Genomic DNA, 19,543 nt, shown 5'->3' on the forward strand with positions numbered 1-19,543 from the left:
CGTTCGTTGCGTGTCGTACGCCGCGCCGTGTGCTGTCCTCCGGTCGGCGCCTTGCGCCATGTCCCGTTGCCGGGCGGCGCCTTCGGGGCACAACCTGGCACGCCCACGGCGTTCCGTCCACCCCGTCTTGGCCAACTTGGTTTGAGAACAAGTTGAATTGGGCAACCGGTGCAATCCGTCCTGAAACCGATGTCACGCCGAATTCAGGCCAAAGGCCATGGAGGTGGATGTCATGTGGTGGGGCGACAGCGGCCGTTGACCGCCGGGGCCGCGACCGAACGCCACCGCTGTGGGCGTGATGGGTGTGATGGGCGCTATGGACCGCGTCCCGTGTCGGCCCCGACGGCCGGAAGGGGCGGCACGCTTCGCGCGTGCCGCCCCTTCCGGATCGGTCCGGGTGGCCGGTCCTCGGAGTCAGCCCCCGTAGTCCAGTCCCTGTAGCCCAGTCTCCGTAGTCCAGCCCGTAGTCCAGTCCCCGGAACTCAATCCTCGGAGGAGTCCGATGCGTCTGAGGGATCGGAGGAATCCGCCGCGTCCGAGGGGTCCGGCGTATCCGCGGACTCCGGCGCACCCGGCGCCTTCGACGCATCCGAGGTCGACGTGTCCTTCGACGTACCCGCGGGGTCCTTGGGGCCCTTGGAGTCCTTGGAGCCGGACTCACGGTCCTGGGCGTCCGCGTCGGCGCTGTCCGCGGTCCCGTCCTGCCCGGTGTCCTGCCCGTTGTCGGACTCGGGGCGCTGTGTCAGCGGGGGCCGGGTGCGGCCGCCGGGAGTGTCGCGGAGGTACGAGGCCGGTTCGCCGCTCTCCGTCGCGTGGCCGCCGGCTCCCGCGGTCGGACCGCCGCCGTCCCTGCGGCGCAGATACCGCTCGAACTCGCGGGCGATCGCCTCACCGGACGCCTCCGGCAGCTCGGCGGTGTCCCGGGCCTCCTCCAGCGTCTGCACATACTCGGCGACCTCGCTGTCCTCGGCGGCCAGCTGGTCGACGCCCAGCTGCCAGGCCCGCGAGTCCTCGGGCAGCTCGCCCAGCGGAATGCGCAGGTCGATGAGGTCTTCCAGACGGTTGAGCAGGGCCAGCGTCGCCTTCGGGTTGGGCGGCTGCGACACGTAGTGCGGTACGGCCGCCCATAGCGACACGGCGGGTACGCCCGCGTGCGTGCACGCCTCCTGGAGGACGCCGACGATGCCCGTGGGGCCCTCGTACTTGGTCTCCTCCAGGTCCATCGTGCGGGCCAGGTCGGAGTCGGAGGTGACTCCGCTGACCGGCACCGGCCGGGTGTGCGGGGTGTCGCCGAGCAGCGCGCCCAGGATCACCACGAGCTCCACGCCCAGTTCGTGCGCGAAGCCGAGCAGTTCGTTGCAGAACGAGCGCCAGCGCATCGACGGCTCGATGCCCCGGACCAGCACGAGGTCGCGCGGCTTCTCGCCGCCGATCCGGACCACCGACAGACGCGTGGTCGGCCAGGTGATCTTGCGTACGCCACCGTCCAGCCACACCGTGGGACGGTTCACCTGGAAGTCGTAGTAGTCCTCGGCGTCCAGCGCCGCGAACACCTCGCCCTTCCATTCCCTGTCCAGATGCGCGACCGCGGCGGAGGCGGCGTCGCCGGCGTCGTTCCAGCCCTCGAACGCGGCCACCATGACTGGGTCGATCAGCTCGGGAACCCCCTCCAGCTCGATCACCCAGCGCCTCCTTCCGATGTGCCCTCGCGTACGCCTCAACCTTACGGCGTGCCGAGGGGGCCTCCGCAGCCCCCTCGCACGGGGGAGTGAACGGATCACTGCCCCGTCGGGAGCCCGGAAACACGCGCGGCCGCCACCCCGGGCGACCCCGCAGTCATCCGAGCTGTCCGGGGCCAACTCGCCCGGGGAAGGGTGACGTTGCCGTGTACCCGCACCATAGGTCGGATGACCGGGAGAGATCCGATGTTCCGGAAGCGATTCCCGCGCTAGAGCGCGGATCGGACCCGCTGCTCCTCGCGATACCCCGGTGGACAGGGAGCGGATCGCCTAACGCAACGAGTTGCGGGACAGCCCGAGTTCGGCCGCCGGTTCGTTCTCCTTGGGGAGCCGGTCGCGGCCGCGCGCCGACCACGCCGTGCCGGCAGACACGTGAGGGCGGCACACGCGTGAGGGGCGGCACCCCCCGTGGGAGCCGCCCCTCACCCGACCGCGCGCGCCTACTTGTCGTCGAGCAGGTCCTGCACCTTGCCGCGCACGTCGTCCGTGGCGAGACCGCGGATCGTCAGCGTCGTACGGCGGCGCAGTACGTCGTCCGCCGTCTCGGCCCATTCGTTGTCCCGGGCGTAGACGACCTGGGCCCAGATCTCCGGGGCGTCCGGGTGGACGCGCTCGCCGAGCGCGGGGTTCTCGTTGGCCAGCCGGGCGATGTCGAAGGCCAGCGAGCCGTAGTGGGTGGCCAGGTGCCTGGCCGTGTCGGCGGCCATGCGGGGGCCGGGCGCCGGGCCGTCCACCAGCAGGCGGTGCGCGACCGCGCGCGGGTTGGCGACACCGGGGAGCGGCATCCTCTTCGGCAGTTCGGAGATCGGCTCGAAGTCCTCGCCGAGTGGGTGGCCCGGCAGCGACTCCAGCTTCTTCATGACCGTACGCCCGATGTGCCGGAAAGTGGTCCACTTGCCGCCCGCGACGGACAGCATCCCGCCGCGGCCCTCCGTGACGACCGTCTCGCGCTTGGCCTTCGACGTGTCGCCGGGTCCGCCCGGCAGCACCCGCAGCCCCGCGAAGGAGTACGTGATCAGGTCGCGCGACAGCTGCTGGTCGCGGATGGAGAACGCGGCCTCGTCGAGGATCTGGGCGGTGTCCTTCTCGGTGACCGCGACGTCCGCCGGGTCCCCCTCGTACTCCTCGTCGGTGGTGCCGAGCAGGAGCATGTCCTCCCACGGGAGCGCGAAGGTGATGCGGTACTTGTCGATCGGGGTGGCCAGCGCGGCCTTCCACGGGGAGGTGCGCTTCAGGACCAGGTGCGCGCCCTTGGACAGGCGTATGGAGGGAGCGGCGTCCGGGTCCTCCAGCTTGCGCAGGTGGTCGACCCACGGTCCGGTCGCGTTCAGCACGAGCCGGGCGTTCACGCCGAACTCCTCGCCGGACAGCCGGTCCCGCAGCTCCGCGCCGGTCACCCGGCCGCGGGTGAAGCGCAGGCCGGTGACCTCGGCGTGGTTCAGGACCGCGGCGCCCGACTCGACGGCCGCGCGGACCGTCATGAGGGCCATGCGGGAGTCGTTCATCTGGTCGTCGCCGTACACGGCCACGGCCTTGAGGTTGTCGGTGCGCAGCTCGGGCACGTCCTGCGCGGCCTTCGAGGGGCTGAGCAGATGGCCCACGCCGTCACCGAAGGCCGACAGGGCGGAGTAGGCGAAGACGCCCGCTCCGAGCTTCGCCGCGCCGTGCGGCCCGCCCTTGTACACGGGGAGGTAGAACGTGAGCGGGTTCGCCAGGTGGGGGGCCACCTGGCGGGAGACCGCACGGCGCTCGAAGTGGTTCTCCGCCACCAGCTTCACCGCGCCGGTCTGCAGGTAGCGCAGACCGCCGTGGAGAAGCTTGGAGGAGGCGGAGGAGGTGGCGCCGGCGAAGTCACCGGCGTCGACCAGCGCCACCCGCAGTCCGGACTGCGCGGCGTGCCAGGCGGTGGAGATGCCCAGGATGCCGCCGCCGATGACGAGGAGGTCGTACGTCGCCTTGGAGAGCTGCTCCCGGGCCTCGGCGCGGCTCGGGTTGGAGCCGGAGGCCGGGTGCGTGCCGAGGGCAGGCACGGACTGCAGGGTGGGCTGGCTGGTCATTGCGGGTTCTTACTCCTCGTCAGTTCTCGTCTTCGATCCAGCCCATGGTCCGTTCGACGGCCTTGAGCCAGCTCTTGTACTCACGGTCGCGGACGTCCGCGTCCATGTTGGGGGTCCATTCCGCGGCCCGGCGCCAGTTGGCGCGCAGGTCCTCGGTGTTGGTCCAGAAGCCGACGGCGAGGCCGGCGGCGTAGGCGGCGCCGAGGCAGGTGGTCTCGGCGACCATCGGGCGCACCACGGGGGCGTCCAGGACGTCGGCCAGGGTCTGCATCAGCAGGTTGTTGGAGGTCATGCCGCCGTCGACCTTGAGCGCCGTGAGCTCGACGCCGGAGTCCTTGGTCATGGCGTCGCTGATCTCACGGGTCTGCCAGGCGGTGGCCTCCAGGACGGCGCGCGCGATGTGCGCCTTGGTGACGTACCGGGTCAGTCCGGCGATCACACCGCGGGCGTCGGGACGCCAGTACGGGGCGAACAGACCGGAGAAGGCCGGTACGACGTACGCGCCGCCGTTGTCCTCGACCGAGGACGCGAGGGTCTCGATCTCGGCGGCGGACTTGATCAGGCCCATCTGGTCGCGCATCCACTGCACCAGCGAGCCGGTGACGGCGATGGAGCCTTCCAGGGCGTAGACCGGTTCCTGGTCGCCGATCCGGTAGCCGACGGTGGTCAGCAGGCCCGAGTACGAGTTGATGATCTTGTCGCCGGTGTTCATCAGCATGAAGGTGCCGGTGCCGTACGTGGACTTGGCCTCGCCCTCGGAGAAACAGGTCTGGCCGAACAGGGCCGCCTGCTGGTCGCCGAGCGCGGAGGCGACCGGGATGCCGCCGAGCAGTTCGCCGAGCGGGCCGCCGGTGACCTCGCCGTAGACCTCGGCGGAGGAGCGGATCTCGGGGAGCATCGCCAGCGGGACGCCGATGGACTCGGCGATCTTCTCGTCCCACGCCAGGGTGTGCAGGTTCATCAGCATGGTGCGGGAGGCGTTGGTGACGTCGGTGACGTGCTTGCCGCCGTCGACACCTCCGGTCAGGTTCCAGATGACCCAGGTGTCCATGGTGCCGAAGAGGATGTCCCCGGCCTCGGCGCGCTCCCGCAGGCCCTCGACGTTGTCGAGCAGCCAGCGGGCCTTCGGGCCGGCGAAGTACGACGCGAGCGGCAGGCCGGTCTCGCGGCGGAAGCGGTCCTGGCCGACGTTGCGGCCGAGTTCCCGGCACAGGGCGTCGGTGCGGGTGTCCTGCCAGACGAGCGCGTTGTGGACGGGCTCGCCGGTGTTCTTGTCCCACAGCAGCGTGGTCTCGCGCTGGTTGGTGATGCCGATGGCCTTGATGTCGTCGCGGGTGATGCCGGCCTTCGAGATGGCTCCGGCGACGACCTCCTGGACGTTGGTCCAGATCTCGGTGGCGTCGTGCTCGACCCAGCCCGGCTTCGGGAAGATCTGCTCGTGCTCCTTCTGGTCGACGGAGACGATGCGTCCGTCGCGGTCGAAGACGATGCAGCGGGACGAGGTGGTGCCCTGGTCGATCGCGGCGATGAAGGGGCCGGCGGTGTGTGCGTCGGTCACGGTGTGCTCCTGGTGTCCGTCGGATAGGGGCTGTTTACGGCGCGGTGCTTCAAAGCGGTGCTGTGCGGCTCGCGGCTCTTGGGGCGCGGCTTCCAAGCGTGCTGGAGCGGGGGCTCCTAAGCGAAGGCGACGTTGTATATGCCTGCCGCGATCGCGCCGCCGATGAGCGGACCGACGACCGGTATCCAGGCGTAGCTCCAGTCCGAACCACCCTTGTTGGGCAGCGGGAGCAGGGCGTGCACGATGCGCGGACCGAGGTCACGGGCCGGGTTGATCGCGTAGCCGGTGGGGCCGCCGAGGGAGAGGCCGATGCTCACCACCACGAAGGCGGTGATCAGGGCGCCCAGGGTGCCCAGACCGTTGCCGTTGTCGTTCAGGCCCTGCGTGAGGATCGCGAGGATGAGGACGACGGTGCCGATGATCTCGGTGGCGAGGTTCTGCGCGATGTTCCGGATCTCGGGGCCGGTGGAGAAGACGCCGAGCACCGGGCCCGCGCCGGTCTCCTGGGCCTCGACGGCCTTGGTCCTGGTGGCCTGCGCACCAGGACCGCCGACGATCTCGCGGTCGGTGAGGTGCGCGAGGAACTGGCCGTAGTAGGCGACCCAGACCAGCGCCGCGCCGATCATGGCGCCGAGCAGCTGCCCGCCCCAGTAGGTGGCGAGGTTGCTGTAGTCGTCGTTCTTGATCGCGAGCGCGAGTGTCACGGCCGGGTTGAGGTGCGCGCCGGAGAGCGGCGCCGAGATGTAGACCGCGGTCATGACCGCGAAGCCCCACCCGAAGGCGATGGCGAGCCATCCGGCGCCCCGCGCCTTGGAGGCCTTCAGCGTGACGGCGGCGCACACGCCACCGCCCAGCAGGATGAGTACGGCGGTACCGATGGTCTCGCCGATGAAGATGTCGGAGCTGGACACCCGCGACTCCTTTGTCCTTCGTCCAGGGGAAGCCGAACCCCGGGTCCCACCGGTGGTTCGTGCTCTCGGGGAGTGAGAGCGGTGTCGGCCCTGGCATTGCCACACTCTAACGCGTATTGCCGGTAGGTGTTCGACAATGTCGACCGATGGACGGGAGTCTTGCTCTCGCTTCAGCGACTCGTCAAGGGTTGGGTTATCGAAAACACGATCGTTATTGATTGCTGTGTGCTATCGGTGCGTCGTCGCTGGTCCGAGGGCATGACGAAGGCCGGGAAGCATGCGGCTTCCCGGCCTTGAACCCCTGTGAACCCCGGACCTCTTCCGGTACGGACTCCGGACCCGCCCCGAAGGGCTCCAGGAGCCGTGCGCGCCCGAACCACCCGACGAGCGGGACGCGCGTCGGAGCGGCCCGTCGAACGGTGTTCGCGTCAGAACCGCCCGGCGCCCAGGTCCCGCGACACGGCGCGGGCGCAGTCCCGTACGGCAGCGATCAGGTCCGGACGCAGTTCCCCGTCCTTGCACACCCGCTCCACGGCCCCGGTGATGCCCACCGCGCCGACCGGCATCCGCCGCCGGTTGTGGATCGGGGCGGCGACCGAGGCGACCCCTGTCCAGGTCTCCTCGACGTCGTCCGCGTACCCGCGCGCGCGGGTCACGTCCAGGACGCCCTCGAAGTCGTCCAGTTCGCTGATCGTCCGCGGTGTGAACGCCTTGCGCTCGACCTCCAGGACCTCGCTGTGCGCCACCGGGTCGTACGCCGACAGCACCTTGCCCAGGGCCGTGGAGTGCAGCGGCTGCATCGCCCCGACCTCCAGGACCTGACGGCTGTCGTCGGGCCGGAAGACGTGGTGCACGATCAGTACGCCCTGCTGGTGCAGCACCCCCAGATAGACGCTCTCGCCGCTGGAGCGAGCCAGGTCGTCCGTCCACACCAGGGCACGCGCCCGCAGTTCGTGCACGTCCAGATAGGTGGTGCCCAGGCGCAGCAGCTCGGCGCCCAGCTGATAGCGCCCGGAAGCCGTGTCCTGCTCGACGAACCCCTCCTGCTGGAGGGTGCGCAGGATGCCATGGGCGGTGCCCTTGGCCAGGCCCAGCGAGGAGGCGATGTCCGACAGGCCGAGCTGCCGCTCGCCGCCCGCCAGCAGCCGCAGCATCGCCGCTGCCCGTTCGAGCGACTGGATGTTCCGTGCCATCGCCGTGCTGCCTCCGTCCCCTTGGACCGCCGGCGCGCGACAGGCCGCTGCCGTTCGGCAATGTCGAACACTACCGGTCGTCACCGAACTCCCGCCAATGGGTGGTCGCCCCACGTTCCGTCCGCCGCCACACCGACGTCACCCACGCCACGCCCGTCCGGCTCGTGGACGCCCACGACTGATCCGAGCTGCTCCGGGCTACCCTGACGGCGTGCGCTTTCCATGGGAAGCGCAAAGCCGACAGCCGTCGCACTCCAGGGAGCACCTTCATGGCCTCGTTGCCGAACCCGTCCCTTTCGTCCGGTCTCTCCGAGGGGCGGGCGCGAACCGACGCACTCCGAGAAGCGCTCGCCACCCGTGTCGTGGTGGCCGATGGCGCGATGGGCACGATGCTTCAGGCGCAGGACCCGACGCTCGAGGACTTCGAGAACCTCGAGGGCTGCAACGAAATCCTCAACATCACCCGCCCCGACATCGTGCGCTCCGTCCACGAGGCGTACTTCGAGGTCGGCGTCGACTGCGTCGAGACGAACACCTTCGGGGCGAACCACTCCGCGATGGCCGAGTACGACATCGCCGACCGCGTCCACGAGCTCTCCGAGTCCGGTGCCCGGATCGCCCGCGAGGTCGCCGACGCGTTCGGTGCCCGCGACGGCCGCCAGCGCTGGGTCCTCGGCTCGATCGGCCCCGGCACGAAGCTGCCCACACTCGGCCACGTCTCCTACGGCACCCTGCGTGACGGCTTCCAGGCCAACGCCGAGGGCCTGCTCGCCGGCGGCGCCGACGCGCTGATCGTCGAGACCACCCAGGACCTGCTGCAGACGAAGTCCTCCGTCCTCGGCGCGCACCGCGCGATGGAGGCGACCGGCGTCCGGGTGCCCCTGCTGGTCTCCATGGCCTTCGAGACGACCGGCACCATGCTGCTGGGCTCCGAGATCGGCGCCGCGCTGACCGCGCTGGAGCCGCTCGGCATCGACATGATCGGCCTGAACTGCTCGACCGGCCCCGCCGAGATGAGCGAGCACCTGCGCTACCTCACCCGGCACTCCCGCATCCCCCTGCTGTGCATGCCGAACGCCGGCCTGCCGGTCCTGACGAAGAACGGCGCCCACTTCCCGCTCGACGCCGAGGGACTGGCCGACGCCCAGGAGAACTTCGTACGGGACTACGGCCTCTCCCTGATCGGCGGCTGCTGCGGTACGACACCGGAGCACCTGCGCCAGGTGGTGGAGCGGGTGAACGGCCTCATGCCCCCCGAGCGCAGCCCCCAGCCCGAGCCCGGTGCCGCCTCGCTCTACCAGACGGTCTCGTTCCGCCAGGACACCGCGTACATGGCGATCGGCGAGCGCACGAACGCCAACGGCTCGAAGAAGTTCCGCGAGGCCATGCTGGAGGCCCGCTGGGACGACTGTGTGGAGATGGCCCGCGACCAGATCCGCGAGGGCGCGCACATGCTCGACCTGTGCGTCGACTACGTCGGCCGGGACGGCGTCGCCGACATGGACGAGCTGGCCGGCCGGTTCGCCACCGCCTCCACGCTGCCCATCGTGCTCGACTCCACCGAGGTGGAGGTCCTGCGCGCGGGCCTGGAGCGCCTCGGCGGACGCGCGGTCCTCAACTCGGTCAACTACGAGGACGGCGACGGACCCGAGTCCCGGTTCGCGAAGGTCACCGGGCTCGCGCGGGAGCACGGCGCCGCCCTGATCGCGCTGACCATCGACGAGGAGGGCCAGGCCCGTACCGTCGAGACCAAGGTCGCCATCGCCGAGCGGCTCATCGAGGACCTCACGTCCAACTGGGGCATCCACGAGTCCGACATCCTCATCGACACCCTGACCTTCACGATCTGTACCGGCCAGGAGGAGTCCCGCAAGGACGGCATCGCGACGATCGAGGCGATCCGCGAGCTCAAGCGCCGCCGTCCGGACGTACAGACCACGCTCGGCCTCTCCAACATCTCCTTCGGCCTCAACCCGGCCGCCCGCATCCTGCTCAACTCGGTCTTCCTCGACGAGTGCGTCAAGGCGGGCCTGGACTCGGCGATCGTGCACGCCTCCAAGATCCTGCCGATCGCCCGCTTCAGCGAGGAAGAGGTCACCACCGCCCTCGACCTCATTTACGACCGCAGGGCCGAGGGCTACGACCCGCTGCAGAAGCTGATGGCCCTGTTCGAGGGCGCCACCACCAAGTCCCTCAAGGCGGGCAAGGCCGAGGAACTGGCCGCGCTGCCGCTGGACGAGCGCCTCAAGCGGCGGATCATCGACGGTGAGAAGAACGGCCTGGAGGCCGACCTCGCGGAGGCACTCCAGGACCGCCCCGCCCTCGACATCGTCAACGAGACCCTGCTGGACGGCATGAAGGTGGTCGGCGAACTGTTCGGCTCCGGCCAGATGCAGCTCCCGTTCGTGCTCCAGTCCGCCGAGGTCATGAAGACGGCCGTCGCCTACCTCGAACCGCACATGGAGAAGTCGGACTCGGAGGGCAAGGGCACCATCGTGCTGGCCACCGTGCGCGGCGACGTCCACGACATCGGCAAGAACCTCGTCGACATCATCCTGTCCAACAACGGCTACAACGTCGTCAACCTCGGCATCAAGCAGCCGGTCTCCGCGATCCTGGACGCCGCCGAGGAGCACAAGGCCGACGTCATCGGCATGTCGGGGCTCCTCGTCAAGTCCACGGTGATCATGAAGGAGAACCTGGAGGAGCTGAACCAGCGAGGCCTGTCGGCTGACTACCCGGTCATCCTCGGCGGCGCGGCCCTGACCAGGGCCTATGTCGAACAGGACCTGTACGAGATCTACCAGGGCGAGGTCCGCTACGCCCGTGACGCCTTCGAGGGCCTGCGCCTGATGGACGCGCTGATCGGCGTCAAGCGCGGAGTGCCCGGAGCGGTGCTGCCCGAACTCAAGCAGCGCCGGGTGCGGGCCGCCGCCGAGACGGTCGTCGAGGAGCGCCCGGAGGAGGGCCACGTCCGCTCCGACGTCTCCGTCACCAACCCCGTTCCGAAGCCGCCCTTCACCGGCACCCGCGTGATCAAGGGCATCCAGCTCAAGGAGTACGCCTCCTGGCTGGACGAGGGCGCCCTGTTCAAGGGCCAGTGGGGCCTCAAGCAGGCCCGCGCCGGCGACGGCCCGACGTACGAGGAACTGGTCGAGACCGAGGGCCGGCCGCGGCTGCGCGGGCTGCTGGACCGGCTGCAGACCGACAACCTGCTGGAAGCGGCCGTGGTCTACGGCTACTTCCCGTGCGTCTCCAAGGACGACGACCTGATCATCCTGGACGAGCGGGGCAACGAGCGGACCCGCTTCACCTTCCCCCGCCAGCGCCGGGGCCGCCGGCTGTGCCTGGCCGACTTCTTCCGCCCGGAGGAGTCGGGGGAGACCGACGTGGTCGGCCTCCAGGTCGTCACCGTCGGCTCCCGGATCGGCGAGGAGACGGCCAAGCTCTTCCAGTCCGACGCCTACCGCGACTACCTCGAACTGCACGGCCTGTCCGTCCAGCTCGCCGAGGCGCTCGCCGAGTACTGGCACGCGCGGGTCCGGTCCGAGCTGGGCTTCGCGGGGGAGGACCCCTCCGACGTCGAGGACATGTTCGCCCTGAAGTACCGCGGCGCCCGCTTCTCGCTCGGCTACGGCGCCTGCCCCAACCTCGAGGACCGCGCGAAGATCGCCGAACTCCTGGAGCCCGAGCGCATCGGCGTCCACCTCTCCGAGGAGTTCCAGCTCCACCCGGAGCAGTCCACCGACGCGATCGTGATCCACCACCCCGAGGCCAAGTACTTCAACGCACGGTGAGGGCCCCGACGCGCCGCGGTCCGCGCGGTCGCGCGCACTGATCGGATAAGTCGTACACTTGTCGGTCCATCGCAGGCCGGTTGTCCCCTGACGCAAAAGGGGCAACCGGCCTGATCGTCCCTCAAGGAGGTGCGCCAGGATGACCAGTACGGTCCCCGCGCTCGGAACTCGTACGGCCGAAGGCTCAGCCCTGCAGGCCGTGCTCCTCGACATGGACGGAACCCTGGTGGACACCGAGGGATTCTGGTGGGACGTGGAGGTCGAGGTCTTCAAGGCCCTCGGTCACACGCTGGACGCCTCCTGGCGTCATGTGGTGGTCGGCGGCCCGATGACCCGCAGCGCGGGCTTCCTGATCGAGGCCACCGGTGCCGACATCACCCTCCCCGAGCTGTCCGTGCTGCTCAACGACGGGTTCGAGGAGCGCATCGGCCACTTTCTGCCGCTGATGCCGGGCGCGGCCAGGCTGCTCGCCGAGCTCGCGGCGCACGAGGTCCCCACCGCGCTGGTCTCCGCCTCGCACCGGCGGATCATCGACCGCGTCCTGGGCGCGATCGGCTCCCACTTCTTCGCCCTGACCGTCGCGGGCGACGAGGTGGAACGGACCAAGCCGTTCCCCGACCCGTATCTCCTCGCGGCCTCGCGGCTCGGGGCGGAACCGGCGCGATGCGCCGTCATCGAGGACACCTCGACCGGCGTCGCCTCCGCCGAGGCCGCGGGCTGCCAGGTGATCGCCGTCCCCTCGGTCGCTCCCATCGCCCCGACCGCCCGCCGCACCGTGGTGCGTTCCCTGGAAGAGGTCGACCTGCCCTTTCTGCACCGCCTGGTGACGGAAAGGTACTGAAAGTCCACCGAGTGTGCCCCGCCGAATCGCGCGGCGTGCGGTGGTGAATGCCGCGGAAAGGTTCAGCGGGTCTCTGTGGTATGGGACGAGCGAGGGCCCGTCGGGAATTGATAACGGGGCGGATGGCCGAATTCCGGTCCTCTTCAATCAATTTGATGGTGTGACGTTCGCCACGTTACCGAGGGTCGACAGCCGGACCGACTTGTGCACGCGTCCCCCCGTCATCGAGGCCTGACGTGCCCTTGTGTCCCGATTGATGAAACCCTGCACTAATCCTTCCCGTGTCGGGTTATCGGTGCGTCCACGCCCGGTTTCGCAGCGTGAGCGGAAAGCGGCTCCGGCACCTGCTGGCCGATCCGGTGGTGCGGACTAATGTCATCGCGAGAACATCGCCGTAACCCCGTGACCCGCCGCGCCACCCCTGCATGCCGGTTCGCGGAAACTACAGCTCTGGAGAAACACGAGCATGAACCGCAAGACTTTGGTGCTGCCGGCCGTGGTTGGCCTGCTCGCCCCGGTGCTCGCCGCGTGTGGTGGGTCCGCCAGCGGGAGCAACAGCGGCGATGCCATCGTTGTCGGCACCACGGACCGGTTCACCGCGTCGAAGGCTGCCCCGGCTCCGTTCGACCCGGCGTACGCGTACGACGTCGGCACCTGGAACGTGCTGCGTCAGACCGTGCAGACGCTGATGGTCCAGCCGCGTGGTGACGGTGAGCCGCAGCCCGAGGCTGCCGAGAAGTGCGGCTTCAGCGACAGCGGAAACGAGCGCTACTCGTGCACGCTGCGCGAGGGCCTGCAGTTCTCCAACGGTGACGCGATCACCGCGAAGGACGTCAAGTTCTCGATCGACCGTGCGAGGGCCATCAAGGCCGACAGTGGTGTGTTCGCCCTGCTGTCCACCATCGACACCGTCGAGACGCGCGGCGACCGAGAGGTGATCTTCCACCTCAACAGCGCCGACGCGACCTTCCCGTTCAAGCTGTCGACCCCGGTCGCCGGCATCGTGAACCCGAAGGACTACGAGAAGAACAAGCTGCGCGACGGCTTCTCCGTCGACGGCTCGGGGCCGTACACCGTGGAGACCGAGGTCAAGGACGACGCCGTCGTCAAGGCCGTCTTCACGAAGAACTCCCACTACAAGGGGCAGTTGAAGATAAAGAACTCCAAGGTCGAGATGCGCTCCTTCGACAGCGCCGCGGCCATGGGAACGGCTCTCGAGAAGGGCGACATCGACCTGATGACGCGCTCGATGACGCCGGCGCAGATCACCAAGCTGGACAACGCTTCGGGCGGCAACGTCAACCTGAACGAGATGCCCGGCCTGGAAATCCGCTACCTCGCCTTCAACACCGACGCCCCCTCGGTGAAGTCGACCGCCGTCCGCCAGGCCATGGCGCAGCTCATCAACCGCGGTGAGCTCGTCGCCAAGGTCTACGGTTCGCAGGCCGAGCCGCTCTACTCGATGGTCCCGGCGACCATCACCGGTCACTCCAACGCGTTCTTCAACCGGTACGGTGACCCGAGCGTCGGCAAGGCCCAGACGATCCTCGGCAAGGCCGGCATCACCACCCCGGTCAAGGTCACCCTGCACTACACGACCGACCACTACGGTGCGGCCACCGCGCAGGAGTTCGAGATCCTGAAGAAGCAGCTCAACGCGAGCGGCCTCTTCGACGTCACCACTCAGGGCGCGACCTGGGACAAGTTCGTCCCGGCCGAGCGAAAGGGCAAGTACGACGTCTGGGGTATGGGCTGGTTCCCCGACTTCCCCGACGCCGACAACTTCCTGGCGCCGTTCCTCGATAAGGACAACTTCCTCAAGTCGCCCTACTCGAACAGCAACATCATCAACAACCTGATCCCCGCCTCCCGTCGCGAGGCCGACCGCCTCACCGCGTCGAAGAGCCTCACGACCATCCAGGACATCGTCGCGAACGAGGTCCCGCTGATCCCGCTGTGGCAGGGCAAGCAGTACATCGCCGCCCGCGACAACATCACGGGCTCGGAGTGGGCGCTCAACTCGTCCTCCACGCTCCAGCTGTGGGAGCTCAGCCGAGGCGTCAGCGGGTGACCCGTACCACCCGATCCGGGGCCGTCAGGCCCCGGATCCGGCCAGGGGCCCTACGGCCTCGGGTTCAGTAGATCCAAAGACAAGGCACGTGCAAGTGAACATGCGTAACCAGTGGCCAGTCCTGCCGATCGTGGCGGGGCTGGCCTCCGGCCTGCTGACCGGCTGCGGCTCGGAGACGGGCAGTACCGGGAGCAGCAGCTCCTCCGTGGTGATCGGGATGTCCGACGACGTCCTGGCCACCGACCCAGCTTCCGGCTACGACCCAGGATCGTGGCTGCTGTTCAACAACGTCTTCCAGTCGCTGTTGAGCTTCCCCAAGGGCGGAACCGAGCCCGAGCCGGAAGCGGCCAAGGAGTGCGCGTTCACCGACACCGGAACCAAGGTGTACAAATGCACGCTGCAGGACGGCCTGAAGTTCAGCAACGGTGACTCGCTCACCTCGGCCGACGTGAAGTTCTCCTTCGACCGCACGCTGAAGATCAACGACGACGCCGGTCCGGCGATCATGTTCCCCATGCTCGACCGCGTCGTCACACCCGACGCCCAGACCGTCGTGTTCCACCTCAAGTACGCCGACGCCACCTTCCCGAGCAAGATCGCCTCCGGCGCCGGCTCGATCGTGGACCACCAGCAGTACGCCACCAACGCGCTCCGCAAGGACAACAAGGCCGTCGGTTCAGGCCCGTACAAGCTCGACTCGTACAGCCACGACAAGGCCGTCTTCTCGGTCAACTCGAGCTACAAGGGCACCGCCAAGCCCAAGAACACCGGCATCACGCTGCAGTTCTTCCACGGCGACCAGACGGCCCTCAAGAACTCCCTGCTGAACAAGCAGATCGACGTCGCCTACCGAGGCCTCGCCGCCGACGACATCGCCGGAATCCAGAACGACTCCGCGACCAACAGCGGCATCAACGTCGTCGAGGGAACCAGCGCCGAAGTCCAGCACCTCGTCTTCAACATGGACGACCCGGTGGCCGGCAAGCTCGGCGTCCGCAAGGCCATCGCCTACCTCCTGGACCGCGACGCCCTCGTCGGCGACGTCTACCAGGACACCGCGACCCCGCTGTACTCGATCGTCCCGTCCGGCGTCACCGGACACAGCACGTCCTTCTTCGACACCTACGGCGCCCACCCCTCGCAGCCCAAGGCCGCGGCCGCGCTGCACGCCGAGGGCATCACCGGCAAGGTGAAGCTCACCCTCTGGTCGACCCCCTCGCGCTACGGTCCCGCCACGGACCAGGAGTTCAAGGCGATCGCCAAGCAGCTCAACGCCAGCGGACTCTTCGACGCCACCGTGAAGTCCGTCGCCTACGGCCAGTACGAGCAGGACGTCACCGCCGGCAAGTACGGCGTGTACGTGAAGGGCTGGGTGCCCGACTACCCGGACCCGGACAACTTCACGGCCCCGTTCTTCGGCAAGGGCAACGTGCTGAGCAACAACTACACCAACCGCACGATCACCGGCACCCTCATCCCGAAGACGGCCGCCCAGAGTGACCGCGCCTCGACCGAGGGCGACTACGGCAAGCTCCAGGACCTGGTCGCCGCCGACGTGCCCCTCCTCCCGATCTGGCAGGCCAAGCAGTACGCCGTCGCGCGCGACAACGTCTACGGCCTCGAGAACTGCCTCGACGCCTCCACCGTGTTCCGCTTCTGGGAGATCTACAAGGGCTGACCGAGCACCGCTCGTCGCCGTCGTACACGAAGGGCGCCCGTTCCTCACCGGAACGGGCGCCCTTCGCGCTGCCTGCAGTGAACCGGGTCCGGCCCGGCGAAGCGGCGCTACTGCGCCCCGGGACGCACCAGCCCGCTCTCGTACGCGTACACCGCGGCCTGCACCCGGTCGCGCAGCCCCAGCTTCGTCAGGACATGCCCCACATGCGTCTTGACCGTGGTCTCGCTGACGAACAGATCGGCCGCGATCTCCGCGTTCGACAGCCCGCGCGCCACCAGCTTCAGCACCTCGACCTCACGGTCGGTCAGCGTGTGCAACGTGTCCGGAACCGGCTCGTCGCCGGACGGCAGATGCCCCGCGTACTTGTCGAGCAGCCGGCGCGTGATGCTCGGCGCGAGCATCGCCTCACCCGCCGCGACCACCCGGATCGCCTGCACCAGCTCATTGGCGGGCGCGTCCTTGAGAAGGAAACCGCTGGCGCCCGCGCGGAGCGCCTCCACCACGTACTCGTCGAGGTCGAACGTCGTCAGCACGAGGACCTTCGCCGGACCGTCCCGGCCCGGGCCGGTGATCTGCCGGGTCGCCTCGACACCGTCCATCCGCGGCATACGGATGTCCATCAGAACCACATCGGGCTGCAGCGCACGCACCTGATCGAGTGCCTGGAGACCGTCACCGGCCTCGCCGACGACCGCCAGGTCCTGCTCCGCTTCCAGAATCATCCGGAAGCCGGTGCGCAGCAGCGGCTGGTCGTCGACCAGTAGGACGCGGATGGCCACGTAAGTCTCCTTCGCTAGTCCGGCCCCATTCTGCCCTGCTCCCGGGCGCCCGACCCGGGCGCCCTGACCGGGAGCGGATATGCCGGGGGAGTACCACCGAATTCCGGACACACGGCCTGGTGGTCGCACCAGCCGCAGAGTTTGGTGGGGCGCGGCCGCCACTCGCCCGTCTCCGTCGCCTCCCGGATCGCCTCCCACAGGGCGAGCAGCTTGCGCTCCACCCGCTCCAGGTCCGCGATCTCCGGGTCGTACGTCAGCACGTCACCGCTGCCCAGATAGACGAGCTGAAGACGGCGCGGGACCACCCGCTTCAGCCGCCACACCACCAGCGCGTAGAACTTCATCTGGAACAGGGCACCCTCCGCGTACTCCGGCCGGGGCGCCTTTCCCGTCTTGTAGTCGACGATCCGGACCTCGCCCGACGGGGCCACGTCGACCCGGTCGATGATGCCGCGCAGCGTGAGCCCGGAATCCAGCCGCGCCTCGACGAACAGCTCCCGCTCGGCAGGCTCCAGCCGCGTCGGATCCTCCAGCGTGAACCAGCGCTCCACCAGCCGCTCCGCCTCGGTGAGCCAGCGCGCGAGCCGCTCGCCCTCCGGGTCGTCGGCGAACAGCTCCACGACCTCCGGCTTCGTCTCCCGCAGCCGGTCCCACTGGGCGGGGATCAGCGACTTGGCCCGCGGCGCGGTCCGGTCCACGGCCGGAGCGTCGAAGAGCCGCTCGAGCACCGCGTGCACCAGCGTCCCCCTGGTCGCCGCCTCACTCGGCTTCTCGGGCAGCTTGTCGATCACCCGGAACCGGTACAGCAACGGACACTGCATGAAGTCACTGGCACGCGAGGGCGACAGCGAGGCGGGCGCGCGCGCGACCACGGGGGCCGGCCCGTCGGCGGCGGGCACCCCGGCTTCGGGGGCCGCGGCCCCTTCTTCGGGTACGGCGCCCTCGGTGCTGGTTTCCATGACAACAGACCTTACGGCCCGCCACCGACAGCGAACCCGTCCCGGCGGTGCGACGGCACGGAAAACAGAGGGGGTGCCGGGGCGGAACGCGCCGCGACGGCCGCATACCATCGACCCAGACCCTCCCGCTTCGCATGAACCGGGGGCGGGGGACGCTTCGAACGAGGGGACATCGTGGACGAGAGCGGCGGGAGCGGGCAGCCGCGGTCCGGTACCGGCGAGGCGACCGAGCACCACGAGAGGCCCCCGGCCTCCGCGGGCCCGGCCTCCGACGCACGCCCCGGACCGGCCGGGCCCGAGACCACCGGGCCGACGCCCACGGCCCCCGATCGCGACTCCCGGACCGAGACGGACCCCGACGGGGACACCGGCACCCGGTCCGCGACAGACACCCCCGCCCGCCCCGAGGCGGACTCCCGCACGGACGCCGAGGCCGGCTCCACCCAGGAGCCCGGGCCCCACGACGGCACCACGCCACAGGACCGGACCGGCTCCCGCACGCCCCCCACGCCCGGCGCGGAATCCATCTCCCGCACCGGAACCCCCGGCGACCCGCTGACGAAGACCCCCGCCTCCACCGGCCCCACCGAACACCCCACCGATCACACGGACGATCACCCCGACGAGACCGCGGCCCACCGCGAGCCCGCCGAGCCGTCCGACAACCGGGCCGAGACACACGGCGACGAGCCGCCCCGCACCGACCACGACGAACTCCCCGACGCCCACCGGACCCGCGCCCGCACACGCAACGGCAAGGGACGGCCACCGCGCCGCGCCAAGGAGCCAGGCGGCGGCCTGCTGATGGGCAGGCCCTTCGGCGTGCCCGTGTACGTCGCCCCGAGCTGGTTCCTCGTCGCCGCCCTGATCACCTGGGTGTTCGGCGGCCAGCTCGACCGCGTCCTGCCCGAACTCGGCGCAGCCCGCTACCTCGTCTCCCTCTTCTTCGCCGTCGCCTTCTACGCCTCCGTACTCGTCCACGAACTCGCCCACACCGTCGCGGCCCTGCGCTTCAAACTGCCGGTCCGCCGGATCCAGCTCCAGTTCTTCGGCGGCGTCTCGGAGATCGAGAAGGAAGCCGAGACCCCCGGCCGCGAATTCGTCCTCGCCTTCGTCGGCCCCCTGCTCTCCCTCGTCCTGTCCGGCCTCTTCTACCTCGCCATGCTGCCCGTCGAACCCGGCACCGTCCCCGGCGTCCTCCTCGCCGGCCTGATGGTCTCCAACCTCATCGTCGCCGCCTTCAACCTGCTGCCCGGCCTGCCCCTCGACGGCGGCCGCATGCTCCGCGCCGTCGTCTGGAAGATCACCGGCCGGGCCATGAGCGGCACCGTCGCCGCCGCCTGGGTCGGCCGCGCCCTCGCCGTCTCCGTACTGATCGGGCTCCCCCTGCTCACCCAGTCCCAGGCACTCGGCGCCGCCCCCGACAGCGTCGGCGGCATGGACACCATCACCGACGCCCTCCTCGCCGCCATCCTCGCGGCCATCATCTGGACCGGCGCCGGCAACAGCCTGCGCATGGCCCGGCTGCGCGAACACCTCCCCGAACTGCGCGCCCGGTCGCTCACCCGGCGCGCGGTCCCCGTCGAGACCAGCACCCCCCTCTCCGAGGCCCTGCGCCGCGCCAACGACGTCGGCGCCCGCGCCCTGGTCGTCGTCGACGCCGACGGCGAACCGCTCTCCCTCGTCCGCGAAGCCGCCATCGTCGGCGTACCCGAACACCGCCGCCCCTGGGTCGCCGTCAGCGGCCTCGCCCAGGACCTCACCGACGGCATGCGCGTCTCCGCCGAACTCGCCGGAGAAGACCTCCTCGACGCCCTGCGCGCCAGCCCCGCCACCGAATACCTGGTCGTGGAGGACTCGGGCGAGATCTACGGCGTCCTGTCCGCCGCCGACGTGGAACGCGCCTTCGTGAAGGCCATGGCCCGGCCCTCCTGACCGTGGTCGGCGGCCCTGTCCGGGA

At 69.7% G+C, this 19,543-nt stretch carries 12 protein-coding genes; 5 read left to right on the top strand and 7 right to left on the bottom strand.

What is annotated here, in order from left to right:
* Nucleotides 1-482: 482 nt before the first annotated feature.
* The 5 genes from ACIQRL_RS21765 to ACIQRL_RS21785 form a co-directional block, all read right to left on the bottom strand.
* A complete protein-coding gene (locus tag ACIQRL_RS21765; RefSeq protein ID WP_401333754.1) occupies nucleotides 483-1,682 on the bottom strand; it encodes a PAC2 family protein in 1,200 nt (399 codons plus the stop codon).
* 497 nt (nucleotides 1,683-2,179) lie between these two features.
* Nucleotides 2,180-3,796 carry an FAD-dependent oxidoreductase gene (locus ACIQRL_RS21770; RefSeq protein WP_401333757.1) on the bottom strand — a complete coding sequence of 539 codons (1,617 nt, stop codon included), beginning with the start codon at nucleotides 3,794-3,796 and terminating at the stop codon, nucleotides 2,180-2,182.
* A gap of 19 nt (nucleotides 3,797-3,815) precedes the next feature.
* A complete protein-coding gene (gene glpK, locus ACIQRL_RS21775; RefSeq protein WP_328454239.1) occupies nucleotides 3,816-5,354 on the bottom strand; it encodes a glycerol kinase GlpK in 1,539 nt (512 codons plus the stop codon).
* A gap of 116 nt (nucleotides 5,355-5,470) precedes the next feature.
* Nucleotides 5,471-6,265 (bottom strand): MIP/aquaporin family protein, encoded by a 795-nt coding sequence (locus ACIQRL_RS21780; RefSeq protein ID WP_401333760.1) that lies wholly within the window; start codon nucleotides 6,263-6,265, stop codon nucleotides 5,471-5,473.
* A 428-nt stretch (nucleotides 6,266-6,693) separates the two neighbouring features.
* Nucleotides 6,694-7,458 (bottom strand): IclR family transcriptional regulator, encoded by a 765-nt coding sequence (locus tag ACIQRL_RS21785; protein WP_401333762.1) that lies wholly within the window; start codon nucleotides 7,456-7,458, stop codon nucleotides 6,694-6,696.
* A 269-nt stretch (nucleotides 7,459-7,727) separates the two neighbouring features.
* Here ACIQRL_RS21785 and metH point away from each other — a divergent pair, with 269 nt between their 5' ends.
* From metH to ACIQRL_RS21805, 4 genes are all read left to right on the top strand, one after another.
* Nucleotides 7,728-11,255 carry a methionine synthase gene (gene metH, locus ACIQRL_RS21790; protein WP_401333764.1) on the top strand — a complete coding sequence of 1,176 codons (3,528 nt, stop codon included), beginning with the start codon at nucleotides 7,728-7,730 and terminating at the stop codon, nucleotides 11,253-11,255.
* Nucleotides 11,256-11,394: 139 nt separating this feature from the next.
* Nucleotides 11,395-12,096: an HAD family hydrolase gene (locus ACIQRL_RS21795; RefSeq protein WP_401333766.1), complete on the top strand. Its 702-nt coding sequence runs from the start codon at nucleotides 11,395-11,397 to the stop codon at nucleotides 12,094-12,096.
* A gap of 466 nt (nucleotides 12,097-12,562) precedes the next feature.
* Nucleotides 12,563-14,167 (top strand): ABC transporter substrate-binding protein, encoded by a 1,605-nt coding sequence (locus ACIQRL_RS21800; protein WP_401333768.1) that lies wholly within the window; start codon nucleotides 12,563-12,565, stop codon nucleotides 14,165-14,167.
* A 94-nt stretch (nucleotides 14,168-14,261) separates the two neighbouring features.
* Complete coding sequence (locus ACIQRL_RS21805) at nucleotides 14,262-15,845, top strand: ABC transporter substrate-binding protein (RefSeq protein ID WP_401333770.1); 1,584 nt, start codon at nucleotides 14,262-14,264, stop codon at nucleotides 15,843-15,845.
* 107 nt (nucleotides 15,846-15,952) lie between these two features.
* Here ACIQRL_RS21805 and ACIQRL_RS21810 read toward each other — a convergent pair whose 3' ends face one another.
* Both ACIQRL_RS21810 and ACIQRL_RS21815 read right to left on the bottom strand, forming a co-directional pair.
* Nucleotides 15,953-16,624, bottom strand: coding sequence for a response regulator transcription factor (locus ACIQRL_RS21810; RefSeq protein ID WP_261702934.1), 672 nt, complete (start codon nucleotides 16,622-16,624; stop codon nucleotides 15,953-15,955).
* A gap of 14 nt (nucleotides 16,625-16,638) precedes the next feature.
* Entirely contained in the window at nucleotides 16,639-17,583 is a 945-nt protein-coding gene (locus ACIQRL_RS21815) for a RecB family exonuclease (RefSeq protein WP_401333773.1), read from the bottom strand.
* Between the two features lie 174 nt (nucleotides 17,584-17,757).
* Here ACIQRL_RS21815 and ACIQRL_RS21820 point away from each other — a divergent pair, with 174 nt between their 5' ends.
* Complete coding sequence (locus tag ACIQRL_RS21820) at nucleotides 17,758-19,518, top strand: site-2 protease family protein (RefSeq protein WP_401333776.1); 1,761 nt, start codon at nucleotides 17,758-17,760, stop codon at nucleotides 19,516-19,518.
* The last annotated feature ends 25 nt before the right edge of the window (nucleotides 19,519-19,543 follow it).

Origin of the sequence: Streptomyces sp. NPDC091209 (assembly GCF_044757755.1) — a bacterium.
Taxonomy (GTDB): Bacteria; Actinomycetota; Actinomycetes; order Streptomycetales; family Streptomycetaceae; genus Streptomyces.

What these genes read in the sequence shown, in the direction of transcription:
- metH (WP_401333764.1), top strand. Translation starts at nt 7,728, where the DNA reads ATGGCCTCGTTGCCGAACCCGTCCCTTTCGTCCGGTCTCTCCGAGGGG.
- ACIQRL_RS21785 (WP_401333762.1), bottom strand. Translation starts at nt 7,458, where the DNA reads ATGGCACGGAACATCCAGTCGCTCGAACGGGCAGCGGCGATGCTGCGG.
- ACIQRL_RS21795 (WP_401333766.1), top strand. Translation starts at nt 11,395, where the DNA reads ATGACCAGTACGGTCCCCGCGCTCGGAACTCGTACGGCCGAAGGCTCA.
- ACIQRL_RS21815 (WP_401333773.1), bottom strand. Translation starts at nt 17,583, where the DNA reads ATGGAAACCAGCACCGAGGGCGCCGTACCCGAAGAAGGGGCCGCGGCC.
- ACIQRL_RS21770 (WP_401333757.1), bottom strand. Translation starts at nt 3,796, where the DNA reads ATGACCAGCCAGCCCACCCTGCAGTCCGTGCCTGCCCTCGGCACGCAC.
- ACIQRL_RS21800 (WP_401333768.1), top strand. Translation starts at nt 12,563, where the DNA reads ATGAACCGCAAGACTTTGGTGCTGCCGGCCGTGGTTGGCCTGCTCGCC.